The 14544-nt window shown below is 47.1% G+C and carries 13 protein-coding genes; 7 read left to right on the forward strand and 6 right to left on the reverse strand.

The genetic code is table 11. The features are described from left to right. Positions 1 to 109: 109 nt before the first annotated feature. Positions 110 to 823 carry an NnrU family protein gene (locus JOY44_RS18410; RefSeq protein ID WP_171575035.1) on the forward strand — a complete coding sequence of 238 codons (714 nt, stop codon included), beginning with the start codon at positions 110 to 112 and terminating at the stop codon, positions 821 to 823. A 56-nt stretch (positions 824 to 879) separates the two neighbouring features. Next, a complete protein-coding gene (locus tag JOY44_RS18415; protein ID WP_171575036.1) occupies positions 880 to 1218 on the forward strand; it encodes a thioredoxin family protein in 339 nt (112 codons plus the stop codon). 64 nt (positions 1219 to 1282) lie between these two features. Here JOY44_RS18415 and JOY44_RS18420 read toward each other — a convergent pair whose 3' ends face one another. After that, a complete protein-coding gene (locus tag JOY44_RS18420) occupies positions 1283 to 2122 on the reverse strand; it encodes an SWIM zinc finger family protein (RefSeq protein ID WP_171575037.1) in 840 nt (279 codons plus the stop codon). Between the two features lie 6 nt (positions 2123 to 2128). Further along, entirely contained in the window at positions 2129 to 5389 is a 3261-nt protein-coding gene (locus tag JOY44_RS18425) for a DEAD/DEAH box helicase (RefSeq protein ID WP_171575038.1), read from the reverse strand. A 507-nt stretch (positions 5390 to 5896) separates the two neighbouring features. On the opposite strand from JOY44_RS18425, the gene JOY44_RS18430 reads away from it, so the two are divergent. The 4 genes from JOY44_RS18430 to JOY44_RS18445 all read left to right on the forward strand — a co-directional run bounded on the left by JOY44_RS18430 (position 5897) and on the right by JOY44_RS18445 (position 11193). Next, positions 5897 to 7987, forward strand: a complete 2091-nt coding sequence (locus tag JOY44_RS18430) for an NAD(P)H-quinone oxidoreductase subunit 5 (RefSeq protein ID WP_171575039.1) — start codon at positions 5897 to 5899, stop codon at positions 7985 to 7987. Positions 7988 to 8227: 240 nt separating this feature from the next. After that, positions 8228 to 9826, forward strand: coding sequence for a photosynthetic/respiratory NAD(P)H-quinone oxidoreductase subunit D1 (ndhD1, locus tag JOY44_RS18435; protein ID WP_171576103.1), 1599 nt, complete (start codon positions 8228 to 8230; stop codon positions 9824 to 9826). Positions 9827 to 9966: 140 nt separating this feature from the next. Further along, on the forward strand, positions 9967 to 10602 hold the full coding sequence (locus JOY44_RS18440; protein WP_171575040.1) for a hypothetical protein: 636 nt from the start codon (positions 9967 to 9969) through the stop codon (positions 10600 to 10602). Between the two features lie 306 nt (positions 10603 to 10908). Further along, the gene (locus JOY44_RS18445; RefSeq protein WP_171575041.1) at positions 10909 to 11193 is read left to right on the forward strand and encodes an HU family DNA-binding protein; all 285 of its coding nucleotides are present in this window, start codon (positions 10909 to 10911) and stop codon (positions 11191 to 11193) included. A 384-nt stretch (positions 11194 to 11577) separates the two neighbouring features. On the opposite strand, the gene JOY44_RS18450 is transcribed toward JOY44_RS18445, so the two are convergent. From JOY44_RS18450 to JOY44_RS18465, 4 genes are all read right to left on the reverse strand, one after another. After that, positions 11578 to 12045 carry a photosystem I reaction center protein subunit XI gene (locus tag JOY44_RS18450; protein ID WP_171575042.1) on the reverse strand — a complete coding sequence of 156 codons (468 nt, stop codon included), beginning with the start codon at positions 12043 to 12045 and terminating at the stop codon, positions 11578 to 11580. A 103-nt stretch (positions 12046 to 12148) separates the two neighbouring features. Next, the gene (hisS, locus tag JOY44_RS18455; RefSeq protein WP_171575043.1) at positions 12149 to 13435 is read right to left on the reverse strand and encodes a histidine--tRNA ligase; all 1287 of its coding nucleotides are present in this window, start codon (positions 13433 to 13435) and stop codon (positions 12149 to 12151) included. A gap of 60 nt (positions 13436 to 13495) precedes the next feature. After that, positions 13496 to 13783, reverse strand: a complete 288-nt coding sequence (locus JOY44_RS18460) for a hypothetical protein (protein WP_171575044.1) — start codon at positions 13781 to 13783, stop codon at positions 13496 to 13498. Between the two features lie 96 nt (positions 13784 to 13879). After that, the gene (locus tag JOY44_RS18465; RefSeq protein ID WP_171575045.1) at positions 13880 to 14173 is read right to left on the reverse strand and encodes a helix-turn-helix domain-containing protein; all 294 of its coding nucleotides are present in this window, start codon (positions 14171 to 14173) and stop codon (positions 13880 to 13882) included. Between the two features lie 109 nt (positions 14174 to 14282). Here JOY44_RS18465 and JOY44_RS18470 point away from each other — a divergent pair, with 109 nt between their 5' ends. Beyond that, positions 14283 to 14543 (forward strand): DUF6737 family protein, encoded by a 261-nt coding sequence (locus tag JOY44_RS18470; protein WP_171575046.1) that lies wholly within the window; start codon positions 14283 to 14285, stop codon positions 14541 to 14543. Position 14544 lies beyond the last annotated feature (1 nt).

Raw genomic sequence — 14544 nt, forward strand, 5'->3', positions numbered from 1 at the left:
ATAGCCTACTTTTGATATCTGAGACATAAGATAGGCGATCGCCCAATTTAAGCGATCGCGACTGGGTGGGTCTTGTACACTGATCCCTATCCTCTAGTTTTGATCCCTAATGTCCTTCAGTTGGTTAACGCCCAGTCACTTCATCATGCTGGGTTTGCTAGTGATGTTTGCGATCGCCCATAGCGGATTGGCGGCACTGCGTCCTTGGGCGGAAAAGAGAGTTGGCGCACGACTGTACCGTGTGGTTTTTGCACTCGTGAGTTTGCCGCTAGCTGCGGTGCTAATTATTTATTTCATTAATCATCGCTACGATGGATTGCAACTTTGGCAAGTGCAAGGCGTTGCCGGAGTGCAGCCCATTGTTTGGAGTCTGTCAGCAATTTCATTTCTATTTCTTTATCCTGCCACATTCAACCTGTTAGAAATTGCAGCGATCCAAAAGCCTGAGGTTCATCTCTACGAAACGGGGATCATTCGCATTACTCGCCATCCGCAAATGGTGGGGCAGGTAATTTGGTGCGTTGCTCACACCCTGTGGCTAGGGACGACGTTTACGATTATCACCTCAATTGGGCTGGTGTTGCACCACTTATTCGGCGTATGGCACGGCGATCGCCGCCTGCTGGCTCGCTATGGCTCAGCGTTTGAAACAGTCAAAGCCAGAACTTCAGTGATCCCGTTTGGAGCGATCGCGCAGGGTAAGCAAACGCTTAAATTAGAGGAATTTTTGCGAATTTCTTATTTAGGCGTTGCTGCGTTTGTTCTCCTTCTTTGGTGGGCACACTCAATAATGATTAGCGCGACAGGCAGCATAGACTGGTAGGATGATCCCAAGCATTTTTAGAAACAACATTTCATTAATAAATAAAAGCTAGAAAAATGGGAAAACAATCCTTTGAGCAAGAAATTCTAGATTCCTCTTCTCCCGTTTTGGTGCATTTCGGTGCTCCCTGGTGCGGTCCTTGTCGAGTGATTGAATCTATCCTGTCTCGGTTTCAAGCCGAGTGCGGCAGTTCGCTCAAATTGGTGGGGATCAACGCTGATGAGAATTTGAAGCTAGCGAGTCATTATCGAATCACAACCTTGCCAACTTTGCTCTTCTTTGAAGATGGAAAGTTACATCACCGGATGGAAGGCATTTATAAGCGGGAAGTTTTGTGGACAGAATTAAACAAGTTTGTTTCTAAATCATTTTCAAGCAATTCTTTAATGAGCTAGTCCACTCATTAGGGCTAAGAATGAGATCGCTTTCTCATGTTCTCTGAGCGATTGCTCAATATCTCTAATCAAGAACATCCCGATTTTTGGTTTTAACCCGTTCATACAGTTCTTCCATCGTGGCAATGAAGGAAGCATCTTTACGCCAAAAGGCGGGCGCATCACCCTGCTTTTTAATCAAAATTGCTGGCACTGTGACTTGGGTGGACGGTTCTGGAGTGGAAAAGCGTTTGGGACTTTGCCAAAATTCCTTCAGGCTGGTGTCAGGCGGAAGGGTAATCGTTTTGGGCTGCGTGTAGTAAGACTCGACGGGCGCAGGATCGGTTGCCTGTGTGGAAAGTTCTGCTGAAAGGGCGATGCCGAGGGGAGATTTTGCGAGTTCTGCTTGCAGTGCTGCTTTAGAGAGTCCACGCAGTTCAAACATCAGAAACGGGTCGCGATCGAATTCGACAGCAAGCAAATAACAAACCCCCGCCACATGTTTACAAGGGTCACCATAATCTGGACAGGAGCAGCTTGTTTTAAATTCAGATCGCTTACGGGGCAGCAAATTTAACCCCAGGGTAAGAAAGGCATCTTCAATCGTGTCCGGCATTTCGTTGAGCAGCAGTTTGGAGATATAGCTCGCTTTGGAGGCAATCAGGGCGATCGCGGCTGCCCATTTTGCGGCGCTAATCGGCTGAATCTCTACCACTGTTGTGTACAGCGGCTCTTTGTAAACTCCGTAGTAAGGATTAACGCTGCCCCGCACTTGCGCTTCGACGATACCATCCTCAATCTCAAAGCTTTTGACCTTGTTACCACGAGCATAAGAACGACCCCGACTGAGGCGACCTGAATCGGTGAATGATTCCAGGGCATCGATAAATTTCTTTCCCCACCAGGTACGGCTAAAAGTAGGCATAACGATTTATTCCATCACGGCTTTTCGATTGAGTGCGATCAGTTGTTTAAACGATTCATTATCAAGTTCCGTTAGCCAAGATTCATCAGACCCGACGATCGCCCCAGCCAGTTTTTTCTTGTCTTCAATCATCTGATCAATCCGCTCTTCTAAGGTGCCAATGGCGACGAATTTATGGACAAACACATTCTTCTTTTGCCCAATCCGAAAAGCGCGATCAGTTGCCTGATTTTCCACGGCAGGATTCCACCAGCGATCGAAATGAAATACGTGATTCGCTTTCGTTAGCGTAATGCCAACCCCACCTGCCTTTAAAGACAGGATGAATACTGAGGGTTCCGTTTCGGGATCTTGAAAGTCGGCAATCATCTGCTCTCGTTTTACCCGATTGGTGCCGCCGTGCAGGTAGTAAGTTTTGTAGTGAAGATGACGCAGATATTTTTCGAGTGCCTCCCCAATTTCGGTAAATTGAGTGAATATCAGCATACTTTCGCCTAATTCCATTGCTTCAGCAGCCATTTCAGTGAGACGCTCTAGCTTGTGCGATCGCTCTGGTGTAAATTCGCTATTATCTTGCAAAAATTGCCGTGGATGATTGCAAATCTGTTTCAACTTCAGCAGCGTTGCTAGAATCAACCCTTTCCGCTGAATTCCCTCCGCTTCATTCAGTTTTCGTTCCACGTCTTTAACGGTTGCTTCATAGAGCGATGCTTGCTCTTTTGTTAGGTTGCAAAATAGATTTTGTTCTACTTTGTCGGGCAAGTCTTGAATAATGGCTGGATCGGTTTTTACCCGTCGTAAAATGAATGGCTCAACCAATTTTCTCAACACTGCCGAGCGAGTCACTTGATTATTTTTTTGGATGGGAATTTCAAATGACTTGCGAAAGTAAGCTTCTTTTCCTAAGTAGCCTGGATTGAGAAAATTAAAGATTGACCAAAGATCGAGCAAGCGATTTTCAACGGGAGTGCCTGTTAAGGCGAGTCGATGAGCGGCTGAAAGTTTCAAGATTGCTTTAGTTTGGGCAGCTTTCGGATTTTTAATATTTTGCGCTTCATCAATTACAATCCGGTGCCACTGCATATCCCCTAGCAGTTTTTCATCTCTCCGCACTAAGGTAAATGAGGTGATTAATACATCGCAATTCTGGACGATCGCGTTGAATGCTGCTCCCTCTTGAACGCGATCGCTACCGTGGTGAATGTGCGATCGCAACTGCGGCGCAAACTTTTCAATCTCCTTCTGCCAATTGCCGACCACGGAAGTGGGCGCAATCAGCAACGTCGGCATCTTCTCACCATCTTGGCGCTCCTGCACCAAGCGAGCAATGACCTGCGCCGATTTGCCCATGCCCATGTCATCTGCCAAACAGCCATTTAGCCCCAAACTTTCGAGATAGTTCAGCCAGGAAACGCCCCGTTTTTGATACTCCCGCAAGATGCCATTAAACGGTTGCGGTTCTGGCAACACTTCCAAAGCGCTTTTATCATTCAGTCGCGACAGCATCTCTGCCAGTGTTTGATCATGATCCACCTCAAACTCAAAGCCATCTTCCCCCGTTGCCGTCAACTTCATAAAGTCCAGCAAGCCCATTTCAGGGTGTTCTTGCTTGTGTTTTTTCCAGAACTCCAGCATTTGCTGCATTTTATCGGGGTCTAGTTCCATCCATTGCCCCCGAAACTGCACCAGCGAGGATTTTGCATTGACTAACTGCTGCCATTCCCGCTCACTTACGGCTTCCCCGCCAATGGACAGTTCATATTGATAATCCACCAGCGTGTCGAAGGAAAAATAACTTTTGCTTTTGTTGTTACCGCCGATTTTACGTCCGCTGGCTTTGAGGCGAATTTTGGCTCGCTGCCAACCTTTGGGAGTCCACCAGGCAGGCACGATCACCTTGTAACCTGCTTCTTCTAACACCCAGGCGGTTTCTTTGAGAAAAGTTGCCGCGTCATCGGCGGTCAGCGTGATCGAGATCGGTTGGTCGGTATCCAGCCCTGCCCACAAAGCTGAATAAATGCGGGCAGCGTAGCCCAGGTTCATCAACAGCACTTGCTCAAAATCTTTGCCAAATTCTTTGTGAAACTGCTTTTGTTGGGGCGATCGCATTCGCCAGTAGTCTAGCAAAGCAATTCGCAGCGAGGGATCGTGCTTGGCGGCAACCTGAAACTCTAAAATCCAGGATTCCTCTGGTTTATCGGGTGACTTTAACTGAAAACATAGATGAAAAGGCATTTCGGCTTGGCTGCGATGAATGCGATCGCGCCAAGTTTTCCACTGCTGATACCACTCTAGAGTTTCTGCTGCCCGGTTCGGTGTGGTGCTGTGTTGGGGCGACAGGCAAAGTTCTAACAGGGAATCTGCAACTTTTTTATCAAATGCCGCTGTTGAGGGCGAATGAGTCACCAGTTCTGTCAATAGGCATTCTGAAAAGTGGCGGAGCAAGGTCGCTTTATCATGCAGAGTGGGTTGATCCGGTGGAGTAGTAAATCCGGCAGCGCACACCAACGGCATCACTTCTGCATACTGCTCAATCTCGGCTTCATATTGCTCCGATAAAATTTCCCAGGCGGCATAGAGTTCAAAATCGGGTGTTGGGGTTGGAGTGCTGGCGGTTGTGGCTTTTTTGGCGCGGGTAGAAGTGGATTTAGCCGTAGATTTAGCGGTGGATTTGGCAACAGGGGAAGTTTTCTGGGCGGAAAGCGATCGATATTTCAGCGCTGGAATGTAGCGATCGCGCCAAATCACCTGCTTAAACGTCTGCGTGTAGTGATACCAAAACAGAAGGTCAGCGCCCAACTGCACATCTGCCACTTGGTGCAGCGTCAGAAAGTGTAATTCATTCAGCAGCTTAATCACGTTATTTACCGACGCATAGTGAAATGAGTCGGTTTTAACCCGTGCCGTCGTTTTGTAACAATCAACCTGCCAATACTGCCAATCGAAGGTTTCTGGTAGCTCTGTTTCCAAATAGCGCGCCAGTTCTAGGGATGGGAGCGGTTGATCCTGCGTAGTGGGCAAGAGAAAATATTGGGGCGAAATCTCCAGTTGCGGCGGTTGGCGTGTCGTCGTAGCGCCGGGTTTAATCCCCAATTCAGTCGCTAAGAATTCTGCCAAACTTTTTCCAGAAAGCTGCCGAGGATGCGGGGAGACTGTCTTGCTGCGTTTACGCGGTTCCTCCGTAGTTTCTACCCACAAATAAAATGCGCCCGTTTGAATGAAGTCTGTTTTTTCTGTGGGAATCCAGGTGCCGTGAAGAATCTTCATGACTCAACTGCCTGAGAGGATTGGACTGAATGTATCAAACCTAAATTCTCAACACAAGTGATCAAGCCTCATTTAGGCAGTTTAATGGGTGGATGCTATGGAAAAAACAGATTTGTATCGCGTTTGAAACCTTTGCACTTGATCCCATGGGCAAAAAACGCGCGATGATTGCCGTTGCCAGAAAGTTATCAGAAAGCTGCCAGAGAGTTGATTAATAAGATTCGATTCTCCTTTTGTAGAAGAGAATGGTACCAACCAGGCTGCAAATGATTAATGTCCATACAGCTTGAAGTTGAAACGCGCCAAATGATTTTCTGAAGGCGAATACTTTTTTGCCTTGCAACTCAAAATATGTCCTGCGAAAACCCTACACGAACAAAACTCAAAACGGTATCATCCTGCGGATGCTGAAATCTTGTGTTTACTCTTGACAGTTTATCTGTGAGCTTGTGTCACAATGTAAACGGTTTTTCCAAACTGGTGAAGAACTCTACATGGACATAAGGAATGGAAACGATATATCAATACGCTTGGCTGATTCCCGTGTTGCCATTGGCAGCCGCTACGATTATCGGTTTAGGTCTTATTTCTTTTAGCAAGTTAACAAGTAGGCTGCGTCAGGTTTCGGCTGGCTTTGTTGTGTTCATGATTGGAACCGCAATGACGCTCTCCTTTGGGCTGTTGTGGAGCCAGTTGAATGGGCATGCTCCTTATACCCAGATGATTGAATGGGCGGCGGCGGGTGATTTTCATCTCAATATGGGTTACACCATTGATCACCTGACTGCCCTGATGTTGGTGATTGTGACCACGGTTGCTTTTCTGGTCATGGTTTACACCGATGGGTACATGGCTCATGATGCAGGCTATGTGCGGTTCTATGCTTATTTAAGTCTATTTAGCTCGTCCATGCTGGGTTTGGTGATCAGTCCGAACTTGGTACAGATTTATATATTTTGGGAGCTAGTAGGGATGTGTTCCTACTTGCTTATTGGTTTTTGGTACGATCGCAAAGCCGCCGCAGATGCGTGTCAGAAGGCATTTGTGGTAAACCGAGTCGGTGACTTTGGGCTGCTGCTGGGGATTCTCGGTCTATATTGGGCAACTCGTAGCTTTGATTTTGAAGTGATTGGCGATCGCCTCCAAGATTTAGTGCAATCCGGTTCCCTCAACGGTGGATTAGCGGCTTTGCTTGCTATCCTCGTGTTTCTGGGTCCTGTAGCAAAATCGGCACAGTTTCCCCTACATGTATGGCTGCCCGATGCCATGGAAGGTCCCACCCCCATCTCTGCATTGATTCATGCCGCAACCATGGTGGCAGCAGGTGTGTTTTTAATCGCTCGGATGTTCCCCGTCTTTGAACACATTCCCGCAGCAATGACAGTGATTGCTTGGACGGGTGGAGTCACTGCCTTTTTAGGAGCCACGATCGCCATTACCCAAATGGATATTAAGAAGGGCTTGGCTTACTCCACCATGTCTCAATTGGGCTACATGGTTATGGCAATGGGTGTGGGTGGCTATAGTGCCGGATTATTTCACCTGATGACCCATGCTTACTTCAAAGCCATGATGTTTTTGGGATCAGGTTCGGTTATCCATGGCATGGAATCTGTGGTGGGTCATAATGCCGCCTACGCTCAAGATATGCGCTTGATGGGCGGATTGCGAAAGTTCATGCCGATTACCGCCAGCACCTTTTTTATCGGTGTTTTAGCGATCTCTGGTATCCCTCCCTTTGCTGGTTTTTGGTCAAAGGATGAAATTTTGGGATTAACCTTTGCGGCTAATCCGGCTCTTTGGCTCGTAGGCTGGTTAACAGCAGGAATCACCGCTTTTTACATGTTCCGCATGTATTTTCTTACGTTTGAGGGAGAGTTTCGTGGCAAAGACAAAGCGGTGTTGAATCAAATCGATGCGGAACAATTGCTAGCCGTGGGGCTGAATTTTGGTCCCGGTGCGATGAACCCTAAAGAGTTGACGATGGCTAAGCCTGACGTTCACGATGCTCACAGCCACGATGCGCATGGCAGCACTCCTCATGAGTCTCCTTGGACAATGGCTTTACCGCTAGTGATTCTGGCAATTCCTTCAGCGCTCATTGGATTGGTGGGCACACCGTTCAACAACTATTTTGAAGCGTTCATCCATGCGCCCGGAGAGGTCGTGGAGACGCTGGAACCTGGATTTCACGCCTTGCCCAAAGAGGAGTTGACTGAGTTTTTAGTCATGGGTGGTAGTTCCGTTGGGATTGGGTTGATTGGGCTAACACTGGCATCGCTGATGTACTTTTCTCGTAAAATTAACCCCTCTGCGATCGCTGAAAAAATTCCTGCACTTTATAGTCTCTCCAAAAACAAGTGGTACATAGACGATATTTACTCCAATGTCTTTGTGTTAGGTAGTCGCCGTTTGGCTCGGCAGGTATTGGAAGTGGACTCTAAAGTTGTGGATGGGGTGGTCAACTTAACTGGTTTGGTGACCTTGCTGACAGGCGAAACCCTAAAATACCTGGAAAATGGTCGCGCCCAGTTTTATGCATTGGTTGTGTTTGCAGCCGTGCTGGGACTGGTAATTTTCTCTGGAGCAACTTCGTAGGTCGGTTACTTTAATGTGATCCAATAAACCCACCTGCAAATTGTTCCTTGAGTTATCAGATTCCTGTAAGGGCTTGGCATATCTTCCGGAAAGCCAGCTACGGGCAATCACCTTGCGACTCAATCGGCGGCTGAATGCCGAATGCTAAGCCCTTACGCAAGAGACTTCAACCTCACCGTTCCGAAAGATCTTGATTCTCCAGTTAAGTTACCAACAACAAAACAGAACGGCTATATCACAATGTTGACTGAGAATTTTCCCTGGCTGACGTTCATTATTCTCTTTCCGATCGCAGCCTCTCTCCTGATTCCCTTCATTCCCGATAAAGATGGCAAAACCATTCGCTGGTATGCCTTGATTGTGGGATTGATTGATTTTGCTGTCATTGTTTACATGTTTGGCAGTTTCTATGACTTTTCCAGTTCGGAACTGCAATTAGTCGAGAGCTATTCTTGGATTTCTCAAATCGACCTGCGCTGGTCAGTTGGGGTTGATGGCATATCCATGCCGCTGGTCATTTTAACTGGTTTTATCACCACCCTGGCAACCCTGGCTGCCTGGCCCGTCACTTTAAAGCCGCGCCTATTCTACTTCCTGCTGCTGGTAATGTATGGCGGTCAAATTGCAGTGTTTGCAGTGCAAGATCTACTGCTTTTCTTCCTCACCTGGGAATTGGAGTTAATTCCAATTTACCTACTGCTCTCGATTTGGGGCGGCAAAAAGCGCCAATACGCAGCTACAAAATTTATTCTTTATACGGCTGGCAGTTCTTTATTTATTTTGGTTGCAGCCCTGGCAATGGCCTTTTATGGTGATACGGTCACCTTTGACATGCGATCGCTAGCAGCAAAAGACATGGCGCTCAACTTCCAACTGTGGATGTATGCCGCCTTTTTAGTCGCCTATGCTGTCAAACTGCCAATTATTCCCCTACACACCTGGCTGCCCGATGCCCATGGTGAGGCCACTGCGCCCGTTCACATGCTGCTGGCTGGCATTTTGCTAAAAATGGGCGGCTATGCTCTGATTCGCATGAATGTCGAAATGCTGCCAGGTGCCCATGCCGTATTTGCGCCCGTGTTGGTCGTCTTAGGCACGGTGAATATTATCTACGCTGCCCTCACGTCCTTTGCTCAGCGCAATCTGAAACGAAAAATTGCTTACTCATCCATTTCTCACATGGGCTTTGTGATTATTGGAATCTCATCCTTCACCGATTTGGGGTTAAGCGGAGCAGTGCTGCAAATGGTATCTCACGGATTGATTGGAGCCAGCCTCTTCTTCTTGGTGGGAGCTACCTACGATCGCACTCATACCCTAATGCTGGATGAAATGGGCGGGGTCGGGCAAAAGATGAAGAAGATTTTTGCCATGTTCACAGTTTGCTCCATGGCATCACTTGCATTGCCAGGAATGAGTGGCTTTGTCGCAGAACTGATGGTGTTTGTCGGCTTTGCCACCAGTGATGCCTACAGTGTGCCGTTCCGAGTGATTGTGGTTTTTCTAGCTGCGGTGGGTTTGATTCTCACACCGATTTATTTGCTTTCTAACCTACGGGAAATTTTCTTTGGTCCTGAAAATAAAGAACTAACTGCTCACGAAGAACTGGTGGATGCGGAGCCTCGTGAGGTATTTATCATCGCTTGCCTATTAGTACCCATCATTGGTATTGGCTTTTATCCTAAACTCTTGACCCAGATTTATGATGCGAAGACGATCGAGCTAACGGCACGTCTGCGCGATCAACGCCCTGGATTGGCTGAACAGGCTTCCTCTAACTCAATGGCTCAACTATTTGATGCCAAAGTATTGCAGGCACCCGAGATGCCACAAGGCTGATCCTGATAGAAATCGCGCTTTCAGTGAAAGCCTATTCCGAAGCGGCGCGCCAGAAAATCTAGAATTTGAAAGCCAAGAGCCAGTCTAAAATACACTGATTTCTGGCTTTCGTTTTGCACTGCTCTGAGGAAAACACTTCTATGCTCAATACTTTGCTAGAAAACCGCGACTACACCCTCATTGTCGCAAAAACGACTGCCAGTATTTCTACCATGCCTCCAGGCTATGAAAATCGTTGGGCGGCGGCTCACTCTGCAATTGTGGCATTGGCGCAAAAGTGCGAAGAGCACGACCCCGATGGAATTACAATTTACATGTCTTCCAGTAATTACCCGCAGGGTGCATTCAAACGATACGAGCAGGTGAGTCCAGCCCAGCTAGACCAAATTTTTCAGGAGAACTACCCGCCAGAGAACCTTTCTTTGTTAGATGGATTGCAGTTGGCTCTAGATGATTACTTTACCCGCAAGGCTGCTAAGCTGACGAAGCAAAATGGAGCCATCATAATCGTGCTGATTGATGGTGAGCCGTTGGATCGAATGAAAATTGCGAAGGCGATCGCTCATGCTGCGGATGCTCTCGATTCAGATAACGAATTAGGAATTGGCTTCGCTCATATTGGGGACGACCTGATTGCCAGAGGCTTTCTATCTGCCTTGGATGATGATTTGCGATCGCGCATTGGCGCAAAGTTTGATATTGTTCATACCAAAGTTTTTCAAGAGATTGATCCGGCGGGTTTGACCGACTTTTTGATAGACATTTTGCAGCATTAACTGAAACTCTTACCCCAGTGATCGATCTACTTTGATTAAATAAATAAGAAATGGGGAAAAGCTATTTTTTTGAGCGTTTTCAATGCTTCAAAAGATTCTTAATAGAATGCTAAAACACCTATTTCTATAAAGCTATGTTGCGTTTAAGAAAAATCCGTATCATTGGCTAGAATCCTTTCTAAGTAACGGTTTGATGAATCATTCAAACCGTTTAACCAGCTAAAGTACTCACAGAGATCAGCAAAATTGTTGCACTTTCAAAGCCCTGAAGTATAATCACAGCAGTCATTCTAAGGATTTTGGGATATGAATAAAGGTGAACTCGTCGATAAAATTGCTGAAAAAGCAAGTGTCACTAAAAAAGATGCTGACATTGTGCTTTCCGCAATGTTGGATGTCATTCTAGACACCGTCGCTGGCGGAGATAAAGTAACGTTAGTCGGCTTTGGCACATTTGAAGCCCGCGATCGCCAAGCGCGGGAAGGGCGTAACCCCTCCACTGGGGAACCCATCAAAATTCCAGCCACAAAAGTTCCAGCATTTAGCGCTGGAAAATCATTTAAAGATAAGGTCGTTGGCAAAGAAGAGTAATCTGTCGGGACAAAAACAAGGTGTTTTTTGAGTAAAGCTGCTTGAGTCAATGTCTGAGGTCGCCGCAGACTCAAAACACCAATTCAACCCATGAAAGGCTTGGTGATGCTCGGCTTCAAGCCTTTACCAAGGGCACGAATTACCATGATTTCTGAGAGTTTTGAAACGGCTCATTTTGGAATCCTGTCCACACACGTAGAGTAGAGGAAAGACCAGCGAGATCGCCAACTTATGCAGCGTTTCCAAAAAAATGCGGTCGCGAAAAGTTTCGCCTGTAGACTATAAAAAAGTCTGGTAGATATATCTACCAGACTTTTACTTGTTGCGTTCAAACATTATTCAAAGAAATTTTGAGAAGATCTTTGAGTCAATCATGGTGCGACTTTAGTTGACAAAGCCGCGGAAAATTGAATCGACGACGGAGAAGTTTTGTAGCAAGAAATAGGCTACAAACGCCGCAGCCATTGCGCCAATAAAAAAGCCACCAGTTAGTTGGCTCCAGCCATCAGCCGATTGCAGCTTATTGGATGAATTGTCATCGGCATCAGAGAAAGTTGCCAATCCATAGATCGACAAACAAGCTGTTGCGATCAAAATTAGGGCACCCCCTGAGATTAGACCCCCCAACGCTGCAACGTCAGAGTCGCGCAAAGGTCCAAATACAACCCAAGGTCCAATGATAAAGTAGCCATGCGCTAAACCGATTTCAAGACCCCGCAGCAACGGAGATAACCCTTTGCGATAAGCTGGCAGGTTACCAATAAATGCTCTGGTAAAATCGGAATCACTGATCGGAGTGGACAGATGCCCAAGAAAGGGATCGCCATTGTAAGGTTTGATCAGATTTTCCATTGTGAATTTCCTTAATTATAAAAAGCAAGTACAAAAGAATTGAGCTTATTCTACGTCTGTAGGGGGACGCGCTGAAACAACGACAGGGTAACCGTTAGAAAAGTTAATGAAGAATTCTGGCAGCATGAATTTGCTGACGCAACTCTTCGGTTTGGGCGACAAGTTGGGTTTGGGCGATCGCCGCTTGGTTTCCGGTTGCCAGCCACTTCAACTGCACCGTTTGGTTGGCGGCTTCATCATCGCCCAAAATCAGACAGGCTGCGGCACCGCTGCGATCGGCACGCTTGAACTGTTTACCAAAGGCGCTCCCACTCAGATCTAATTCCACCGTAAAACCACCATGTCGTAGCTTTTGCGCCAACACAACCGCTTGCCCTTCTGCTTGTGTTCCTTTAGAAACCAGATAAAAATCTACGTTGGCAGCAGGTAGACTGTGGAGTTGCTGCAATAAGATGACGAGTCGCTCCATCCCGATCGCCCAACCTACCGCCGGAGTGTCGGCTCCGCCTAGCTCAGTGACTAAGCCGTCATACCGTCCGCCTCCGCCCACCGTTGCTTGTGCGCCTAGGTCAGCCGACTGAATTTCAAACACGGTGTGGGTATAGTAATCTAATCCGCGCACTAAACGAGTGTTAATCAGAAACGGAATTTCTAAATCGGTGAGTAAGGTCTGAACTTGCTCAAAGCGGTGACTTGAATCAGGATTAAGGTGATCTAAAACGCTGGGTGCCTTCAGCAGAATGGCTTGGGTACGCTCATCTTTGCTATCCAAAATCCGTAGGGGATTGCGAGTTAGGCGGTCTTGTGAGTCAGCGTCCAAATCGCTTTTGTAGGGTGTCAGGTAGGCGACTAACGCTTCTCGATACTGGAGGCGATCGCTCGCATTTCCAATAGAGTTGAGGTTTAGCACCAGGTTTTTTAACCCCAATGCCTGCAAAATATCGGCAAAAATGGCAATCACTTCCACATCTGCCCGTGGGGAAGGACTACCTAACACTTCTACGCCAATTTGGTGAAATTGCCGCTGTCGTCCGGCTTGAGGGCGTTCGTAGCGGAACATAGAGCCACAGTACCAAAGCCGCTGAACCCCGCCTTGCGCATTAAGGCTATGTTCGATGAACGATCGCACCACTCCGGCGGTGCCTTCTGGGCGTAGGGTAATCGAGCGATCGCCCCGATCTTGGAAGGTATACATCTCCTTGCCCACCACATCCGTTGCTTCACCAATGCCGCGCTCAAACAGATTGGTTTGTTCAAAAATCGGTGTGCGAATTTCTTGATAAGCGGCTCTGCCTAAAATTTCCCGTGCGGCAGCCTCTATCTGCTGCCAATAACGGATTTCTTCGGGCAAAATGTCACGTGTGCCGCGTGTTGCTTGAATGGAACCCATAGTGTGCGTCAAATACGATGCGTCAAATGCGGATAGATAATTGTTAAATAACGATGGACTCTAAGTTGGGGAAGGTTCATGAGTTGCAGTAACCGTTTCAACCGTTTCCCAAGCACCATAGCGATCGCTATAGTACGCCAAAATTTGCTTCACTCGTTCTGCTGTCGATATGTCATCAGGATAATGAATCCACAAACTATCGATTTGGCTCAAGGTGTAGTCAAACTGCTGAGATGTCTGCGGGACTAACTCAGTTTGCACCCCTTCAACCTGTCTTAGATGAGCTGCAACTTCTCGATACACTGCCAGAGGCAATTGACCCAATCGGATACGATACTTTAAAACCATTAATCTAGCGACTGAAAGCAAAAATTAGAGGAACTTGAGGGTAACTAAAGCAACCTTTAGAAAAGACTTAACGGGCTAAGGCGATCGCTCAAACTATTAATTCATTATGTGATTACCAGCGCCATTTCCATTGTTTACATCTGGCAATGCGCAACAGTTAACATTATCTAGACATACCTTGCCCCATTGCAGCGCCCAGCGAACTAAAGCAACTCGGTTGTCTGTTTCAGTTTTGGTCAGAATATTGCTGATGTGGTTATCTACGGTGCGTTTGCTAATTTCTAGTTTCTCGGCAATCTCCTGGTTGGTTAAGCCAGCGGCTACCCATTCAATCACTTGCAGTTCCCGTTCCGACAAAGAACTCTGCACCTGAGATTCGCCACTCGCCATATTTATAGGTGCCTGTGTATATGTACTTATGCCCTTTATTGTAGGGGCTTCTCAGCCAAAAACAACGCCAAAAACAATTGCTTAAACAGCCCGAACAAAAGGATTTCAGATGATTACACCCGAAGAAACAGTTCAGCCTACGAAAACTCAAGCAACCCAGCCGCCGACGGTGTGGAGCTATAAGCCATGGTGGTGCCAGCCATGGTCAATTTTACTCACGGGCAATAGCTTAATCCTAGGCAGTTGGGGACTGTTCCATCGCATGTGGATAACGGCAATAGTAGCCATACCTGTGCTGGCGTGGATGGGATTTTTTCTCTTGGTGTATCCCCAATTGATGAAGGGTGCAGAGATGGAGAAGGATATGTGAA

The sequence above is a fragment of the Leptolyngbya sp. Cla-17 genome (assembly GCF_016807185.1).
Classification (GTDB): Bacteria; Cyanobacteriota; Cyanobacteriia; order Leptolyngbyales; family Leptolyngbyaceae; genus ULC077BIN1.